Annotated in this window: 15 protein-coding genes; 6 read left to right on the top strand and 9 right to left on the bottom strand. The window is 71.6% G+C overall.

Features of this window, described 5'->3' with window-relative positions:
• Positions 1 to 136 precede the first annotated feature (136 nt).
• The 3 genes from JOF44_RS14535 (at position 137) to JOF44_RS14525 (ending at position 5,801) form a co-directional block, all read left to right on the top strand.
• Complete coding sequence (locus JOF44_RS14535) at positions 137 to 2,257, top strand: prolyl oligopeptidase family serine peptidase (protein WP_209892873.1); 2,121 nt, start codon at positions 137 to 139, stop codon at positions 2,255 to 2,257.
• An 85-nt stretch (positions 2,258 to 2,342) separates the two neighbouring features.
• Positions 2,343 to 4,454: a S9 family peptidase gene (locus JOF44_RS14530; RefSeq protein WP_209892870.1), complete on the top strand. Its 2,112-nt coding sequence runs from the start codon at positions 2,343 to 2,345 to the stop codon at positions 4,452 to 4,454.
• A gap of 153 nt (positions 4,455 to 4,607) precedes the next feature.
• The gene (locus JOF44_RS14525) at positions 4,608 to 5,801 is read left to right on the top strand and encodes an endo-1,4-beta-xylanase (protein ID WP_209892867.1); all 1,194 of its coding nucleotides are present in this window, start codon (positions 4,608 to 4,610) and stop codon (positions 5,799 to 5,801) included.
• A 21-nt stretch (positions 5,802 to 5,822) separates the two neighbouring features.
• Here JOF44_RS14525 and JOF44_RS14520 read toward each other — a convergent pair whose 3' ends face one another.
• The 5 genes from JOF44_RS14520 to JOF44_RS14500 all read right to left on the bottom strand — a co-directional run bounded on the left by JOF44_RS14520 (position 5,823) and on the right by JOF44_RS14500 (position 11,002).
• A complete protein-coding gene (locus JOF44_RS14520) occupies positions 5,823 to 6,611 on the bottom strand; it encodes an SDR family NAD(P)-dependent oxidoreductase (RefSeq protein ID WP_209892864.1) in 789 nt (262 codons plus the stop codon).
• A 13-nt stretch (positions 6,612 to 6,624) separates the two neighbouring features.
• Positions 6,625 to 7,470 (bottom strand): MetQ/NlpA family ABC transporter substrate-binding protein, encoded by an 846-nt coding sequence (locus JOF44_RS14515; RefSeq protein ID WP_209892861.1) that lies wholly within the window; start codon positions 7,468 to 7,470, stop codon positions 6,625 to 6,627.
• Between the two features lie 54 nt (positions 7,471 to 7,524).
• Positions 7,525 to 8,217 carry a methionine ABC transporter permease gene (locus JOF44_RS14510; protein ID WP_209892858.1) on the bottom strand — a complete coding sequence of 231 codons (693 nt, stop codon included), beginning with the start codon at positions 8,215 to 8,217 and terminating at the stop codon, positions 7,525 to 7,527.
• Positions 8,217 to 9,233: a methionine ABC transporter ATP-binding protein gene (locus tag JOF44_RS14505; RefSeq protein ID WP_209892855.1), complete on the bottom strand. Its 1,017-nt coding sequence runs from the start codon at positions 9,231 to 9,233 to the stop codon at positions 8,217 to 8,219. Before JOF44_RS14505 ends, JOF44_RS14510 begins: the two co-directional genes overlap by 1 nt.
• Before the next feature lie 95 nt (positions 9,234 to 9,328).
• Complete coding sequence (locus tag JOF44_RS14500; protein WP_209892854.1) at positions 9,329 to 11,002, bottom strand: ABC-F family ATP-binding cassette domain-containing protein; 1,674 nt, start codon at positions 11,000 to 11,002, stop codon at positions 9,329 to 9,331.
• Positions 11,003 to 11,227: 225 nt separating this feature from the next.
• Here JOF44_RS14500 and JOF44_RS14495 point away from each other — a divergent pair, with 225 nt between their 5' ends.
• From JOF44_RS14495 to JOF44_RS14485, 3 genes are read left to right on the top strand one after another with little or no spacing between them, the layout of a single operon-like run.
• On the top strand, positions 11,228 to 11,755 hold the full coding sequence (locus JOF44_RS14495) for a hypothetical protein (protein WP_209892851.1): 528 nt from the start codon (positions 11,228 to 11,230) through the stop codon (positions 11,753 to 11,755).
• Between the two features lie 58 nt (positions 11,756 to 11,813).
• Positions 11,814 to 12,998 (top strand): sensor histidine kinase, encoded by a 1,185-nt coding sequence (locus tag JOF44_RS14490; protein ID WP_342591795.1) that lies wholly within the window; start codon positions 11,814 to 11,816, stop codon positions 12,996 to 12,998.
• A complete protein-coding gene (locus tag JOF44_RS14485) occupies positions 12,995 to 13,630 on the top strand; it encodes a response regulator transcription factor (protein ID WP_209892848.1) in 636 nt (211 codons plus the stop codon). The genes JOF44_RS14490 and JOF44_RS14485 overlap by 4 nt, the downstream gene beginning before the upstream one ends.
• Positions 13,631 to 13,667: 37 nt before the next feature.
• Here the strand turns inward: JOF44_RS14485 and JOF44_RS14480 are convergent, their stop codons facing one another.
• The 4 genes from JOF44_RS14480 to JOF44_RS14465 form a co-directional block, all read right to left on the bottom strand.
• Entirely contained in the window at positions 13,668 to 14,018 is a 351-nt protein-coding gene (locus JOF44_RS14480) for a hypothetical protein (RefSeq protein WP_209892845.1), read from the bottom strand.
• Between the two features lie 83 nt (positions 14,019 to 14,101).
• Positions 14,102 to 14,494, bottom strand: coding sequence for a type II toxin-antitoxin system VapC family toxin (locus JOF44_RS14475; protein WP_209892842.1), 393 nt, complete (start codon positions 14,492 to 14,494; stop codon positions 14,102 to 14,104).
• Positions 14,491 to 14,775 (bottom strand): type II toxin-antitoxin system Phd/YefM family antitoxin, encoded by a 285-nt coding sequence (locus JOF44_RS14470; RefSeq protein WP_209892839.1) that lies wholly within the window; start codon positions 14,773 to 14,775, stop codon positions 14,491 to 14,493. Before JOF44_RS14470 ends, JOF44_RS14475 begins: the two co-directional genes overlap by 4 nt.
• A 116-nt stretch (positions 14,776 to 14,891) precedes the next feature.
• Positions 14,892 to 15,383 (bottom strand): nucleoside deaminase, encoded by a 492-nt coding sequence (locus JOF44_RS14465; protein ID WP_209892836.1) that lies wholly within the window; start codon positions 15,381 to 15,383, stop codon positions 14,892 to 14,894.
• Position 15,384 lies beyond the last annotated feature (1 nt).

The following is a 15,384-nucleotide window of genomic DNA, read 5'->3' as shown; positions in this document are numbered from 1 at the left end:
GCGACGACGACGTCGCCCGGCCCGGGACGATTTCCCGCACCCGCAGCACAGCTCTCCACTGCCCTGCCCCTGACGGACCTCGACCTCCTCGCGCACCGCGCAGCGTCGTCCCGTCTTCGACGCGAAAGCCGGAACCATGACTCAGGAAGCCCTCGCGAGCATCGACGCGACCCAGCATCGTGCCCCGCATCCCGCCCGAGATCCACAGTCCCGCACCGTGCACGGCGACACCGTCGTCACCGAGCATGCCTGGTTGCGCGATCGCCGCTCCCCGGACGTGGCAGCCCATCTGGTGGCCGAGAACGCCTACACCGACGCCCGCACCGCCCACCTCGCTCCTGTGGTCTCTGCGCTGTCCCAGGACCTCGCGGCTCCGCGCGCCGCCGAAGAGCTCGGGGTGCCCGTGCGCTCCGGCTCCTGGTGGTACATCGACCGGCCGCGCCAGGACGAGCACGGCAGGGACCTCGCGCTGTCCCGGATCGCTGATCAGGACGTCCGGATCGGATCCGGCGGCGTCCCGATCCTCCCCGCCGGGGAGCCGGGCGAGCACGAGCAGCTCCTGATCGCCGGTCGTCGCCGCACCCCCGGCTTCGCGCTCAGCAACGACCAGGATCTCCTGGCCCGTGCCGAGATCTCCACCAGCGGCTGCGCCATCAGCATCACGGACCTGACCAGTGGCGAGGTGATCGATCAGTCCGTCCGCGACGCCGGAGCGGATCTCGGCTTCTCCCACGACGGGCAGTGGTTGCTGTACACCCACCTCGACGACCTCGGGCGCAGCCACCAGGTCCGCCGTCACCGGATCGGCACCGCCGCGGACTCGGACGAGGTGCTGCTGGAGGAGACCGAACCCTGGGGCGAGCTCCAGATCACTCGGTCCCGGGACGGGTCGAGCCTGCTGATCCGCTCGCAGTCCATCGAGACCACCGAGACCTGGCTGCTGGACCTGGCCGACCCCACCGGCCCCCTGAGCAGCATCACCGGCCGCCGTGCGGGGGCGCGCCCGGCCCTCGAGCACGCCGGCGACCGCCTCCTCGTGATCGACCAGGACGACGACGGCCGCGACGTGCTCGGGGAGACCTCCCTGCCGGGACGGGACGGCTCCCCCGCGGCGCAGACCCTGCTCACCGCCGGCGACGGCGAGGAGTTCGAATCCGTCGAGGCCTTCGCCGACTTCGCCGCCCTCCAGGTCCGCGCCGCCGGCCTGCCCGGCGTGCGGATCATCCGCCGACGGGCCGACGGCAGCTTCGATGCCCTCTCCGTGCGCGCCCTCGGCCACGGCGGGCAGCTCGACGCCGTACGGCTGGACGCCAACCCCTCGTGGACCCAGAGCACGGTCCGCTATCGGTTGGACTCCCTGCTGACGCCGACCTCCCTCGCGGAGGCCGACGTGGCCACCGACGAGGTCACCGTGCTGCACCAGGTGCCCTTCCCCGGGTTCGACGCGGCCCAGTACCTCGAACGCCGGCTCTGGGCCACCGCGCGCGACGGGACCGCGGTGCCGATCTCCGTTCTCGCCCGGCGGGACGTGCTCGCCGACGGCCCGGCCCCCGGCCTGCTGTACGGGGACGGCGCCTACGGGACCTCCCTCGACCCGGCACTGGGCCAGGGAGCCCTGGCCCTGGCGGATCGCGGACTCGTGGTCGCGATCGCGCACGTCCGCGGCGGCGGCGAGATGGGCGGCGACTGGCACCTGGCCGGCCGCCAGCTCACCAAGGACGCCTCCTTCGACGACTTCATCTCCTGCGCCGAGCATCTGACCGCCACCGGCTGGGTGGCCGAAGGACGGCTCGGGGCCGTCGGCATGGGCGCCGGCGGGCTGCTGGTCGCCGCGAGCGCCAACCGGGCGCCCTCCGCCTTCCGCGCGATCATCGCCGGGGCACCGTTGGTGGACCCGCTGGCCACCCTCCTGGATCCGGAGGTGATGCTCACGCTCGAGGAATGGATGGAGTGGGGCGATCCCGTCGAGGACGAGGCGATCTACCACCACCTGCGCGGGTACAGCCCGGCGGAGAACGTCCCGGAGACCGAGTTCCCCGCCGTGTTCGCCTGGACCGCGCTGGAGGGGACGGACATCCCGCCCACCGAGGCGGCCGTCTGGGTCGCCCAGCTGCGCGCCCGGATCACCTCGGATCCCACGCAGCGCCCCGTCCTGCTGCGGTGCCTGCCGGCCGTGCACGACGCGGCCGTCGAGGCCCACGCCGAATCGATGGCGTGGCTGCTCGACCAGCTCGACGTGCCCGGGATCCGGGCCTGACCGGCCCACGGGTGGCGACGTCGACGACGCCGTCGCCACCCGTCGGGCCCCCGCACGGCCTCTCGCGCGCCGCTACGCTCGGAGCATGACCGAGCAGATCACCGCCGCCCCCGCCCCGCCCCGCCGCCCCCGCGAGCGGACCTTCCACGGCGACACCGTCGTCGACCCCTACGAGTGGATGCGGGACGGAACGGACCCCGAGGTCATCGCGCACCTGGAGGCGGAGAACGCCTACGCCGACGCCCGCACCGCCCACCTCGCGGATCTCCGCGCCCGGCTGGTCGCGGAGTTCATCGGCCATACCCAGGAGACCGACCTCAGCGTCCCGGTGCGCCGGGACGACTGGTGGTACATCACCCGCACCACCGCCGGGAACGACTACCCCGCCTTCACCCGGGTGCGCGATGGCGGAGCCCTGCCCGAGGTCGTCCCCGGCGAGCTGCTCGAGGGCGAGCAGGTGCTGTTGGACGCGCAGGCGGAAGCCGCTGGATCGGAGTTCTACTCCCTGGGCGCTCTGGCGCCCTCCCCCGACCACGACCTGCTGGCCTTTGCGGTCGACACCACGGGCGACGAGCGCTTCCGGATCCAGATCAAGGACCTCGCCTCCGGGCAGATCCTCGACGAGTCCGTGACCGGCGCCGGCTACGGACTCGCCTTCTCCACCGATCAGCAGTGGCTGTTCTACGCGCGGGTCGACGACGCCTGGCGCCAGCACCAGATCTGGCGCCATCGCCTCGGCACGCCCACCGAGCGCGACGAACTGGTTCTCGAGGAGCCCGACGAACGCTTCATGATCGGCTTCGACCGCTCCCGGGACGGCTCCACGCTGGTGATCCAGGCCGGCTCCACCTCGACCACCGAGGCCTGGATGCTGGATCTGGCGGAGCCGACGTCGGCCCCGGTGCCGGCCGGCGGCCGGCGCGACGGCGTGGACTACACGCTCGAGCACGCCGGGGACCGCCTGCTGATCGTCCACAACGAGTCCGCGCAGGGCTTCGCCCTGGCCCAGGCGAGCATCGAGGACCCGTCGGCCTGGACGGACCTGGTGGTCGCCGGCGAGGGAGAGCGTCTACTGGCCGTCGAGGCCTTCGCCTCCTTCGTGGCGCTCGAGCTGCGCAGCGCCGGACTGGCGAGCGTGCGGATCATCCCCCGCGCGGCCGACGGGTCCCTGCTGGTCGAACGGGCCGCCGACCTCGACCACGGCGGGGAGCTGGACACCGTGGAGCTGGATGCGAATCCCGGCTGGGACCGCACCACCGTGCGCTACCAGCTGACCAGCCTGCTCACCCCGCCCACCATCGCCGAGCGGGACGTGGAGAGCGGCGGGACCGCGATCCTGCGCGTCACCCCGGTGCCGGGCTACGACCCCGAGCTGTACGTCGAGCGGCGCGACTGGGCCACGGCAGAGGACGGCACCGCGATCCCGCTGTCCGTGGTGGCACGGAGAGAGGTCGCGGCCGACGGCACCGCCCCGGGCTACCTGTACGGCTACGGCTCCTACGAGATGTCGATCGACCCCGCGTTCGGGCCCACGCGGCTGTCGCTGCTGGACCGCGGCGTGGTGATCGCGATCGCGCACGTGCGCGGCGGGGGCGAGATGGGCCGCGGCTGGTACGAGCACGGGAAGCTGCTCGAGAAGAAGAACTCCTTCACCGACTTCGTGGCCGCCGCGAAGCACCTGACGGACTCGCACCTGGTGGACCCGGACCGGCTGGCCGCGGAGGGTCGCAGCGCGGGCGGGCTGCTGATGGGCGCCGTCGCGAACCTGGCGCCGGAGCGCTTCCGGGCGATCATCGCCGGGGTCCCCTTCGTCGACACGCTGACCACGATCCTCAACCCCTCCCTGCCGCTGACCGTCGGCGAGTGGGAGGAGTGGGGCGACCCGCTGCACGACCCCGAGGTGTACGAGTACATGAAGGAGTACACCCCCTACGAGAACGTGCGGGCGGCGGACTACCCGGCGATCTTCGCCGCCACCTCCCTGAACGACACCCGCGTGTTCTTCGTCGAGCCGACCAAGTGGATCGCCCGCCTGCGCGGGACCGTGACCAGCGACCAGGAGCAGCGGCCGATCCTGTTCCGCTGCGAGATGGTCGCCGGCCACGGCGGGCGCTCCGGCCGCTATCACGCGTGGGAGCAGCGGGCCGACGAGCTCGCCTGGCTGCTGGACCAGATCGGGGCGCGCGAGCTGGTCTGAGATCCGGGGGCGACGGCAGCGCTCGACCGAAAGTTTTCTGTCCCTGCCGTGAGGATCTGGCGGCGACGTCATCCTTGACGGTGCTGTGATGCGTACCATACGCTCACCGCACGTCGAAACGAAACGAAATGTTTCGAAGTCGAAGGAGACGTCATGAAGCGCCGCCAGATCCTCACCGTCGGAGCAGTCACCGCCGCCACCTCCCTCGCCGCCGGGGGCGCCGCGTCCGCGGCCCCGCCCGGGAACGCGGGCCCGCCCGGGAACGCAGGCCCACCCGGGAACGGGGAGCGGACCCCTCCGGGCCTCGCGAAGAAGGACGACCTGGCGTGGGCGGCCGGGGGCGAGATCGAGATCGGCTCCGCCGTGGCGGGCGGCGGGCACCACGCCAGCCAGCCCTATCCCCCGCCGTTCACGGACGACGAGACCTATCGCGAGCTGCTGGGCCAGGAGTTCACCTCGCTGTCGGCGGAGAACCAGATGAAGTGGAGCTTCCTGCGCCCGGAGCGCGACACCTACGCCTTCGCCGCCGCGGACGCGATCATGGACTTCGCCCGCCGCCACGGGCAGGTGGTGCGCGGCCACACGCTGCTGTGGCACAGCCAGAACCCCGCCTGGCTCGAGGAGGGCGAGTTCGGCCCGGAGGAGCTGCGCACGATCCTCAAGGACCACATCGACACCGTCGTCGGCCGCTATGCAGGCCACATCCAGCAGTGGGACGTGGCCAACGAGATCTTCACCGAGGACGGCGCCCTGCGCGAGAGCGAGAACATCTGGATCCGCGAGCTGGGGCCCGGCATCATCGCCGACGCCTTCCGCTGGGCCCATGCGGCCGATCCGCAGGCGAGGCTGTACGTCAACGACTACAACGTCGAGGGCGTCAATGCGAAGTCCGACGCCTACTACGCCCTGGTCCAGGACCTGCTGGCCGACGGCGTCCCCGTGCACGGCTTCTCCACCCAGGGGCACCTGTCGATCCGCTACGGCTTCCCCGGAGGGCTCGTCGAGAACCTGGAGCGCTTCGCCGACCTGGGGCTGGAGACCGCCATCACCGAGCTCGACGTGCGCATGGACCTGCCCGACGGCGCCGAGCCCACCGAGGAGCAGCTGGCGAAGCAGGCCGACTACTACTGGCGCATGACCGAGGGGGCGCTGGCGGCCGTCGGCTGCACCTCCCTGACGCTCTGGGGTTTCGTGGACACCTACTCGTGGGTGCCGGTGACCTTCGAGGGCCAGGGCGCGGCGACCGTGATGTGGGAGGACTACACCCGCAAGAGTGCCTACTACGCGGTCCAGGACGCGCTCGCGCAGGCCAGTGGCCGGGCCGGGCATCCGGCGCTGCGCCGCTGACCTCCGCGACCCAGCAGATTCTCAGCTGACCAGGTACCCGCCGTCGACCGGGATCTCCGCGCCGTTGACCATGGAGGCGGCGTCGGAGGCGAGCCAGACGGCGACGTCGGAGACCTCGTGCGGCTGGGCGAAGCGGTCCTGCGGGATCCGGGCGAGCATCGGCGCGGCCTTGTCGGGGTGATCGCCCCAGACCTGCTGGCCCATGTCCGTGAGCACGATGGTGGGGCAGATCGAGTTGGCCCGCACCCCGCGGTCCCCGAGCTCGAGGGCGAGGGTGCGGGTGGCCATCACCAGGCCGGCCTTGGCGACCGAGTAGGAGTAGTGCTCCGCGAGGGGACGCAGCGCCGCGGCGGAGGCGATGGTGACGACGGCGCCGCCGCCGGCACGCGCCATGGCCGTGCCGGCGCGGGCGGCGAGCAGCGCCGGGGCCCTCAGGTTCACCTGGAGGGTCTCGTCGAAGTGCGCGGCCTCGAGCTGGTCGACCGTCTCCGGATGGGAGAGGCCGGCGTTGTTGACCAGCACGTCCAGCCCCTCGGGGCCGTCGAGAGCCGCCGAGGCCTCCTGCCAGAGGGTCTCGGGCACCGCGGGGTCGGCGAGGTCCGCCGCCAGCACCGCGGTGCGCACGTCGTGCTCCGCGCCGAGCCGGCCGGCGGTCTCCTCGAGCGCGGTGGCATCGCGAGCGGTCAGCACCAGATCGGCGCCGGCTGCGGCGCAGGCCCGGGCGATGTCGGCCCCGATCCCGCGGCTGGCTCCGGTGATCAGGGCACGGCGTCCGGCGAGCAGGCGGGCGGGATCCTTCAGGCGCGACATGGCCCCAGGTTACTCAGAAGGCGGGCAGGACGGATCCGTCGGTGTAGGTCTCCTCGATGAACGCCTTGACCTCGTCGCTGTGCAGCAGCTCGTCGAGGGCCACGATGCCGGCGTTGTCCTTGTCGGCCTCGCGGCATACCAGCATGTTCGAGTACGGGCTCTCCTCACCACTGCTCTCGAGCACGATGGCCTCCTCGGAGGGCTTCAGCCCCGCGTCGAGGGCGTAGTTGCCGTTGACGACGCCCGCGGCGAAGTCGGAGAGCGTGCGGGGGATCTGCGCGGCCTCGATCTCCGTGAACTCCAGGTTCTTGGGGTTGTCCTCGATGTCGGCCGTGGTCGCTTCGACCGACTCGACGCCCTCGGCGAGGGTGATCACGCCGTTGTCGGCCAGCAGGCTGAGGCCGCGGCCGCGATTGGCGGGGTCGCTCGCGATGGCGATCTCATCGCCGTCGGCCAGCTCGTCCAGGCTGGTGATGGTCGCGGAGTACAGGCCCATCGGCTCGATGTGCACGCCGTCGAAGCCGTGGAAGTCGTAGCCCTTCTCCTCCTCCTGGGACTGCAGGAAGTTGGGCGTCTGGTAGTAGTTGGCGTCGAGGTCGCCGTCGTTCAGCGCCTGGTTGGGGATCTGGTAATCCGTGTAGGTGGTGATCGTCAGCTCGAGGCCGGCGTCCGCGGCGAGGTTGTCCTGGATGAACTGGAGGATCTCCCCATGGGGCGCGGGCGTGGCCCCGACGTCGAGCTTCGTGACGCCGTCCACTTCCTCGGGGGCCTCGGGTTCACCGGCGCCGCAGGCGGCCAGGGCGAGGGTGCCGAGGCCGGCGCCGGCGGCGAACAGGGTGCGGCGGGGGAATGCGTTCATGGGTATCTCCTGGGATGCAGAGGGATCGAGGGGCGGGGCACCGAGGGCCGGCGGTCAGGACTGTCGGGCGCGGTGGTCGACCGCCTTCGCCAGCGACGAGCCGAGCGATTGGACGGCGATGACCATGACGATCAGCAGCAGCACGGTCGCGACCATCACGACGTTGTCGTAGCTCTGGTACCCCATCCGGGTGGCGAGGTCCCCGAGCCCCTTGCCGCCGATCACCCCCGCCATGGCGGTGTAGCCGATCACGGTGATCGTGGTGGTGGTGAGGGTGCCGATGATGCCCGGGAGCGCCTCGGGCAGCAGGACCTGACGGATCACCTGCCAGCGCGAGGCACCCATCATCTGGGTCGCCTCGATCTTCCCGGCGGAGATCTCGCGGAGGTTGATCTCGATCAACCGGGCCAGGAACGGGATCGCCGAGATCGTCAGGGCGAACATCGCCGCGTTCGGTCCGGTCACGCGACCGACCACGAAGCGCGTCACGGGGATCAGCGCGATGATCAGGATGATGAACGGGAAGGAGCGCCCGACGTTCACCACGAATCCCACGATGCGATTCGCCCAGAGGGCCAGGGAACCTCGGGCCTTCTCGGTCTCGAACAGAAGGATCCCCAGCGGCAGGCCCACCAGGGTCGCGAAGACCATCGTGCCGGCGGTCATGTAGAGCGTGATCAGGGCGTTCGACCACAAGCTCGTGTTGGAGTCCCAGGTGGTGAACACCGGGTTCTGGAGCCACTCCATCAGGCCGTCACCTCCTTGGTCACGACGCCTTCGCCCTCGAGCTCGCGCAGGAAGGCGTCCAGGCCCTCCCGGCTGATGGGCGCGCCGGAATAGTTGCGCAGCGCCAGCTGGACGCGGCCGACCTGGCGGCCGCTGATGGTCTCGATGGTCCCGGCGACGATGGTCGCGGCGGCCTCGTAGGTCTCGGCCCGACGCACGAGGTCGTCGCTGGTGCGGATGGTCGGGGAATCGCCGTAGTCGCAGTTGACGACGAGGGCTTCGATGCCGGTGGGGGCGGGCGGCAGCGGGATCAGCTCGGCCGAGAGCGCGCCGTGCGGATCCGCGGCCACGTCCAGCAGGTCCCCGGTCTGGGTGACCCGGCCGTCCTGCAGCAGCGTCACGGTGTCGCAGACCTCGCGCACCACGGCCATCTCATGGGTGATGACCACGACGGTGATCCCGAGCCGCTCGCGCAGGTCGCTGATCAGCGTCAGGATCTGGTGGGTGGTGGAGCCGTCGAGCGCGCTGGTGGGCTCGTCGCACAGCAGCACCTTCGGTTCTGCGGCCAGGCCGCGGGCGATGCCGACGCGCTGGATCTGGCCGCCGGAGAGCTGAGCGGGGTAGTTGTGCTCGCGTCCGCTGAGACCGACGATCTCGACCAGCTCGGCGACGCGGCGCTGCCGCTCGGCACGGGGCACCCCGGCGATCTCGAGCGGGTGGGAGATGTTCTGGGCGGCGGTGCGGGAGTCCAGCAGGTTCGCGTGCTGGAAGACCATGCCGATGTTGCGGCGGGCGGCGCGCAGGGCGCCGCCCTCGAGCGCGGCCACATCGGTGCCGTCGACCTCGACCCGACCGGAGGTGGGCTTCTCCAGTCCGGTCAGGCAGCGGATGAGGGTGGACTTGCCGGCGCCGGAGCGGCCGACGATGCCGTGGACGCGGCCGGCGTCGAGCTGGAGGTCGATCCCGTCGAGCGCGACGACGGGGTCTCCCCCGCCGGGTGCGGGAAAGACCTTCGTGAGGCCATCGAGAGTGATCACCTCAGGATTCAAGCATCGCGGGCCGCTCGAGCCGAAGCATGGGTTCATCTGCCGCAACAAACCTCACAGACCTGCGGCCGAGGGTGTGGACGGGATCACGCACGAGGGCGTGCCACCCGGCCCTCGTCCCAGACGGGCACGTCGGACTCGTAGACCTCCCCGTCCCCGCCGAAGATCAGGAACCGGTCGACGTCCCGGACGAACCAGCGATCGTGGGTGACCGAGACGACGGTCCCCTCGAAGGTGGCGAGGGCCTGCTGGAGCGCCTCGGCGGATTCGAGATCGAGGTTGTCGGTGGGCTCATCGAGCAGCAGCAGGGTCGCGCCGCCCAGTTCGAGCAGGAGGATCTGGAAGCGCGCCTGCTGGCCGCCGGAGAGCGAGTCGAAGGTCTGCTCGGCGGCGCGTGCGAGCTCGTAGCGCGCCAGCACCCGGGCGGCCTCCTCCCGGGGCCTGCCCGCGCGGTGCTCGTCCCCGCGGTGCAGGATCGACAGCAGGGTCCGTCCGGCGAGGTCGGCCCGACCGTGGGTCTGCGCGAACCAGCCGGGGCGCACCCGGGCCCCGAGCCGGGCCGTGCCCGTGTGCTCCACGGGGTCGATCGGCACGTCGGAGACCGGGAGGTGCTCGGGCTCGGGATCGCTGCCCCCGGCGGCGAGCAGCCGCAGGAAGTGGGACTTGCCCGATCCGTTGGAGCCCAGCACGGCGACCCGGTCGCCGAAGCGGACCTCGAGGTCGAAGGGGAGCATGAGATCCGTCAGCTCGAGGTCCTCGCACACGATCGCGCGCTTGCCCGTGCGACCACCGCGCAGGCGCATGCCGAGCTTCTGCTCGCGCGGGACGGCCTGCGGCGGCCCGGCCTCCTCGAAACGGGCCAGCCGGGTCTGCGCCGCGCGATACCGGGAGGTCATGTCGGAGTTGTAGGCGGCCTTCTGCTTGTACATCTGCACCAGGTCGCGCAGCTTCGTCTGCTCCTCGTCCCAGCGTCGACGCAGCTCCTCGAGCCGCTCGAATCGCTTCTCGCGCGCCTCCTGGTAGGTCGCGAAGCCGCCCGCATGCGTCCAGGCGGTGTTCCCGGCCCCGCCCAGCTCGAGCGTGACGATCGCGGTCGCGGTCCGGGCGAGCAGTTCGCGGTCGTGGCTGACGTACAGCACGCTCTTGCCGGACTCGACCAGGCGCTCCTCGAGCCAGCGCTTGCCGGGCACGTCCAGGAAGTTGTCCGGCTCGTCCAGCAGCAGCATCTCGTCGGGCCCGCGCAGCAGGGCCTCCAGGGCGAGCCGCTTCTGCTCCCCGCCGGACAGCGACGGGACGGGACGGTCCCGACAGCCCTCGAACGTCGCGCCGAGGGCTGCGACCGTGCAGACGTCCCAGAGGACCTCGGCCTCGTATCCGCCGACCTCGCCCCAGGCGGTGAGGGCATTCGCGTACTCCATCTGCGACGTCGTCGAGGCCGTCCGCTCCATCGCCCGCTCCGCCCGGTCCACGGCCTCTCCCGCCCGCCGCAGGGCCGGCGGAGCCACCGACAGCAGCAGCTCGCGCACCGTGCCGCCGGCGAGGAACTGGCGCATGACTCCCAGGGTCCCGTCCTGGGTGATGGCCCCGGAATCCGGGGCCAGATCGCCGGTGATGAGGCGCAGCAGGGTGGTCTTGCCGGCGCCGTTGGCACCGATGAGGGCGACTCGTGCGGCTTCTCCCACCCGGAAGGAGACGTCGCGCAGCAAGGGTCTGCCGTCGGCCAGCGTGTAGTCGATGCCCGCGATGTCGAGGTATGCCATGACCCCAGGTGTATCGCGTCCTGGCCAGCACGTCAGCTCAATTTCTGATTCCGGGACCCGCGGCAGATCCGGTGCGGCCCGCCCGCGGCTCCGGGACGACACGCGCCCTGACATTTCTCATGGGTGATGCATGCACGACCCATCGGCGCCGGTGACCCCTCGCCCTACTGGCCGGCCCCGGTCCTCGGAACACTGGAGACATCATCCACCGAAAGGATTCCCGCCATGTTCCAGGACCTCCTCGCCCAGCTCCACACCCTCGTCTCCGGCCTCGACCCGTGGCTGCAGACCCTCGTCCTCGTGCCCGTCGGCGCGATCCCCTTCATCGAGTCCTACCTCGGCAGCTTCCTGGGCACCAGCCTCGGCATCCACCCGGCGCTGGCGATCCCCGCGGCCGTGATCGGGAATCTGATCGCCACCTTCGCCGCGATCGCCCTGAGCTCTCGGGCGCGGGACGCCGTCGCCTCGGGCCTGGGCCGGCGCCGGGGCGAGCTCGCAGCAGCGGAGAAGGCGCCGGCGGAGCGCCGGCCGTCCCGGTTCCGCGCGAAGGTCGCTGCAGCACTGGACAAGTACGGCGTGCCCGGCGTGTGCCTGCTGGGCCCGATCGTCGTCGCCTCGCAGCTCTCCGGCCCCGCCCTGGTCGCCCTCGGCGCCGCTCGCGGGAAGGTCTACCTGTGGATGGGCATCTCGATCATCCTCTGGGGTGCCGTCTTCGGCGTCTTCGGCAGCCTGTTCCTCGGCGCCATCGTCTGAGGTCTCCTGCTCGCCCCGGCTCCGATAGGCTCCCTGCGACCACCCCAGGAGGACAGACGTGGACACCACCCTCGGCGACAGCACCCTGGGCCGCCAGTGGAGCGTCTTCTTCGCCTATACGGCATGGTCCGTCGTCGGGGTGCTGGTGATGCTCCCGCTGGGCGTCGCGCTGTTCGCCGGCCTCAGCGTCCCGCAGGCCTTCGCCGCCGACCCGATCTCCTCAGCGGCCGTGACCCTTCAGATCGGCCTGGGCGCCTGGTCGGGGTGGCGCGCCCTCGCCGTCTGGGCCGCGGCCGAGCCCTCCACCGCCCGGGACCGGTGGGACCTGCCCCAGGTGGGTCGCCTCCCCACCGATCTCACCCTCGCGGCCACGGGCGCGCCCTCGGTGCTGATCACGGGGACGGTCCTGCTCGGCGGCGCAGATCCCCGCCTGCTGCTCATCTCGCTGTCCCTGCTGGTCACCACCGCAGCCATCCGGTGGCGCTGGGAGATCGGGATGGCGTGCACGCTGATCTTCGGGGCGGTGGCGGCCGCGCTGTCGGGATCTCTCACCGAGGCGATCTCTCCCGCCACGCTCGTGGTCGCCGCGGTGATCATGACCCGGCTGTCGCTGTGGCTGGCCGCGATGGTGCGCGAGCTCGACACCGCCCGCCAGGCGCAGGCCCAGCTCGCCGTCGCGGAGGAGCGGCTGCGCTTCGCCCGGGACCTGCACGACGTGACCGGGCGCGACCTCTCGGTGATCGCGGTGAAGGCCGAACTGGTGGCGCAGCTGGCCGAGCGGCAGGATCCCCGCGCCGTCGAGCACGGCCGCGAAGCGGCGCAGATCGCCCGCACCTCCCTGGCGGAGATCCGGGCTCTGGTGCGCGGCTACCGGGAGGCGGACCTGGCCACCGAGCTGCGCGGCACCGCATCCCTGCTGCGCTCGGCGCACGCGACGGTCACGATCGAGGGCGACGCCGAGGACGTCCCGGCCCGGCACGCGGGCACCGCCGCGTGGGTGCTGCGCGAGGGAGGCACCAACATCCTGCGCCACGGGGATCCGTCGACCGTGATGATCAGCCTGCACCCGTCCGGAGTCACCCTGGTCAACGACGGCGCCCCTGGCCCCCGCGAGGTGCACGAGGGCAGCGGGCTGACCGGGATGCGCGAGCGCCTGGGCCCGCGCGCCACCCTGAGCACCCATCGCGAGGACGGCACCTTCACCCTCGATGTCCGCTTCGATGCCCCGGGAGGCACACGATGACCGCTGAATCCCCTGCTGGCCCCGTCCCGCTGCGCGTGATCCTCGTCGACGACGAGAACCTGATCCGCTCTGCACTGGCCACGATGCTGTCCCTCGAGGCCGACCTCGACGTGCGCGGGGAGGCCGCCACGGTCGCCGACGGCGAGCGCCTGGCCCGGGCCGAGCAGCCGGACGTCGCGGTGCTCGACCTGCAGCTGCCCGACGGCGACGGGCTCGAGCTCGCCACCCGGATCGCCGAGCTCTCCCCCGACACCCGCTGCCTGATCCTCACCTCGCACGCCCGGCCCGGCTACCTCAAGAGGGCCCTCGCCCAGGGCGTGCTGGGGTTTCTCCCCAAGACCACCTCGGCCGATCAGCTGGCCCGCGCAGTGCGCTCGGTGGCCGCCGGGCGCCGGGTGATCGATCCGGAGCTGGCTGCGGAGACGATCTCCTCGGGGGACTCGCCGCTCACGCCGCGGGAGGCCGATGTGCTCGAGTACGCGGCCGACGGCGCCGCCATCGAACAGATCGCCCGACGTGCGCACCTGGCCGAGGGCACCGTGCGCAACTATCTCTCCAGCGCACAGGCGAAGCTGCAGGCCGCGAACCGGCACGAGGCGGTGGCGATCGCTCGCCGGCAGGGCTGGATCTGACCGCCGCACGACCCTGCGCCCAGCACTGCCTCCGGCTTCAGATCAGTATCACGAACCCCAGGGTCACCACCGCGGAGACGAGCGCGCCGCCGATCGTGCCGATCAGACCGACGACGACCCCCGGAAGGCGGGTCCAGCGCAGCAGCGCCAGGATGCCCACGGTGCAGGTGGCGACCATGCACACCATCATCGGGAGCACGGCGATCACCGCGAGGAGAATGAGGGCGTCCTGGGGCGCGGGCGAGCAGCCGAATCCGATGCCCTCGCACACGCCGTCGGAGCGCTCCGTCGGCGCCACCCAGATCGCCCCGGCATACAGGAGCATCCCGACGAGCACCACCACCAGGGCGGTGATGACCGCGGATCGTCGTCGGGCAGGAGTCGCCATGCCCCCAGTGTGCCCTGGTCGGGATCAGCCCGCGGCGCCCTCGGCGAAGCTCGTATCGACCACGGTGGCAGCCGATGTCACGATCACCAGATGCGCTCGACCCCCCGCAGCCCGTCGAAGACCTTGTCCGCGCTGACCAGCGGGAGACCACGACGGATCGCCTGCGCGACGATCATCCTGTCGAAGGGATCCCGGTGGTCCCACGCGATGGAACCGGCCAGGAGCGAGTCGGCGGAGTCCAGGGGCAACGGCGTGGCGTACCACCGCTCGAGATGCTGCGCGTAGTCGAGAACGAGCGACTCCGCCCCCGCCAGCTTGCCGATCCGCACCTTGGTGGCGATCTCCCACGCGGACGCCGCCGACACCCAGACCACCGTGTCCGGATCGGCGAGCGCGGCGTCCGCAGCAGACGTGAGCTTCTGCGGATCGGCCATCGCCCAGATGAGCACATGCGTGTCGACGAGCAGCTCAGTCACGCGCCGCCCTCCCACGCCTGCAGCTCCTCGTCCGGCAGATCGTCGAAGAACGTGTCGGGAAGGCTGTACTGCAAGAACCCCATCGGACGACGGCGGTCCGCCCTCGTGACCGGTCCGACCGGGACAAGACGGGCGACTGCGGTGCCGCCCCGCGCAATGGTGATCTCGCCCCCCGCTTCGACCTCGCGCAACAGGGAAGACAGGCGGGTCTTGGCCTCCTGGACCTTCACCACCTGCTGCGGGCGCTCAGCTCCGCTTCCTGCCTCGACGGATGCGCTCATGGCTCGATGGTACGCCCCAGATGACCACCACGGAAGAGTGCTGGTCGACCAGATCTCGACATCTGGTCAACCTGTGCCCGGCCATTCGTGGGCACCACTCGCTCTTCTTCGAGGATTCACGAGGTCCGCGCCCCGTCCACACCCCCGCCCCTGTTCCGCCGGGACCGGAAGAAGTCCCGCAGCAGATCGCCGCACTCCTGCTCGCGCACCCCGGTGATCAGTTCCGCGCGGTGGTTCAGCCGAGGTTCGCGCACCAGGTCGTAGAGGGAACCGGCGGCCCCGGCCTTCGGATCGGGGGCGCCGACGACCACGCGCCGGGTGCGGGCCAGGACGATCGCGCCGGCGCACATGGTGCACGGCTCGAGGGTGACCACGAGCGTGCACCCGGTGAGGTTCCAGCGTCCCGTTGCCCTCGCGGCCTCACGCAGGGCGAGGATCTCGGCGTGGGCGGTGGGGTCCTCGTCGGCCTCGCGTCGGTTCCCGGCGGCGGCGAGCACAGTCCCGTCAGGACCGACGACGACCGCGCCGATCGGCACATCGGCCGGTTCGCGGGCGGCGGCCGCGCGGGCCTCGTCGATCGCCAGGCCCATCAGCTCGTCATCGGTCATG

This window comes from Brachybacterium fresconis, assembly GCF_017876515.1.
Lineage (GTDB): Bacteria > Actinomycetota > Actinomycetes > Actinomycetales > Dermabacteraceae > Brachybacterium > Brachybacterium fresconis.
This window is presented reverse-complemented; position numbering and strand designations above follow the sequence as displayed.

Coding starts and splice junctions, on each gene's coding strand:
- JOF44_RS14485 (WP_209892848.1), top strand. CDS start 12,995: ATGACCGCTGAATCCCCTGCTGGCCCCGTCCCGCTGCGCGTGATCCTC.
- JOF44_RS14465 (WP_209892836.1), bottom strand. CDS start 15,383: ATGACCGATGACGAGCTGATGGGCCTGGCGATCGACGAGGCCCGCGCG.
- JOF44_RS14515 (WP_209892861.1), bottom strand. CDS start 7,470: ATGAACGCATTCCCCCGCCGCACCCTGTTCGCCGCCGGCGCCGGCCTC.
- JOF44_RS14480 (WP_209892845.1), bottom strand. CDS start 14,018: ATGGCGACTCCTGCCCGACGACGATCCGCGGTCATCACCGCCCTGGTG.
- JOF44_RS14500 (WP_209892854.1), bottom strand. CDS start 11,002: ATGGCATACCTCGACATCGCGGGCATCGACTACACGCTGGCCGACGGC.
- JOF44_RS14525 (WP_209892867.1), top strand. CDS start 4,608: ATGAAGCGCCGCCAGATCCTCACCGTCGGAGCAGTCACCGCCGCCACC.
- JOF44_RS14535 (WP_209892873.1), top strand. CDS start 137: ATGACTCAGGAAGCCCTCGCGAGCATCGACGCGACCCAGCATCGTGCC.
- JOF44_RS14510 (WP_209892858.1), bottom strand. CDS start 8,217: ATGGAGTGGCTCCAGAACCCGGTGTTCACCACCTGGGACTCCAACACG.
- JOF44_RS14520 (WP_209892864.1), bottom strand. CDS start 6,611: ATGTCGCGCCTGAAGGATCCCGCCCGCCTGCTCGCCGGACGCCGTGCC.
- JOF44_RS14470 (WP_209892839.1), bottom strand. CDS start 14,775: ATGAGCGCATCCGTCGAGGCAGGAAGCGGAGCTGAGCGCCCGCAGCAG.
- JOF44_RS14495 (WP_209892851.1), top strand. CDS start 11,228: ATGTTCCAGGACCTCCTCGCCCAGCTCCACACCCTCGTCTCCGGCCTC.
- JOF44_RS14530 (WP_209892870.1), top strand. CDS start 2,343: ATGACCGAGCAGATCACCGCCGCCCCCGCCCCGCCCCGCCGCCCCCGC.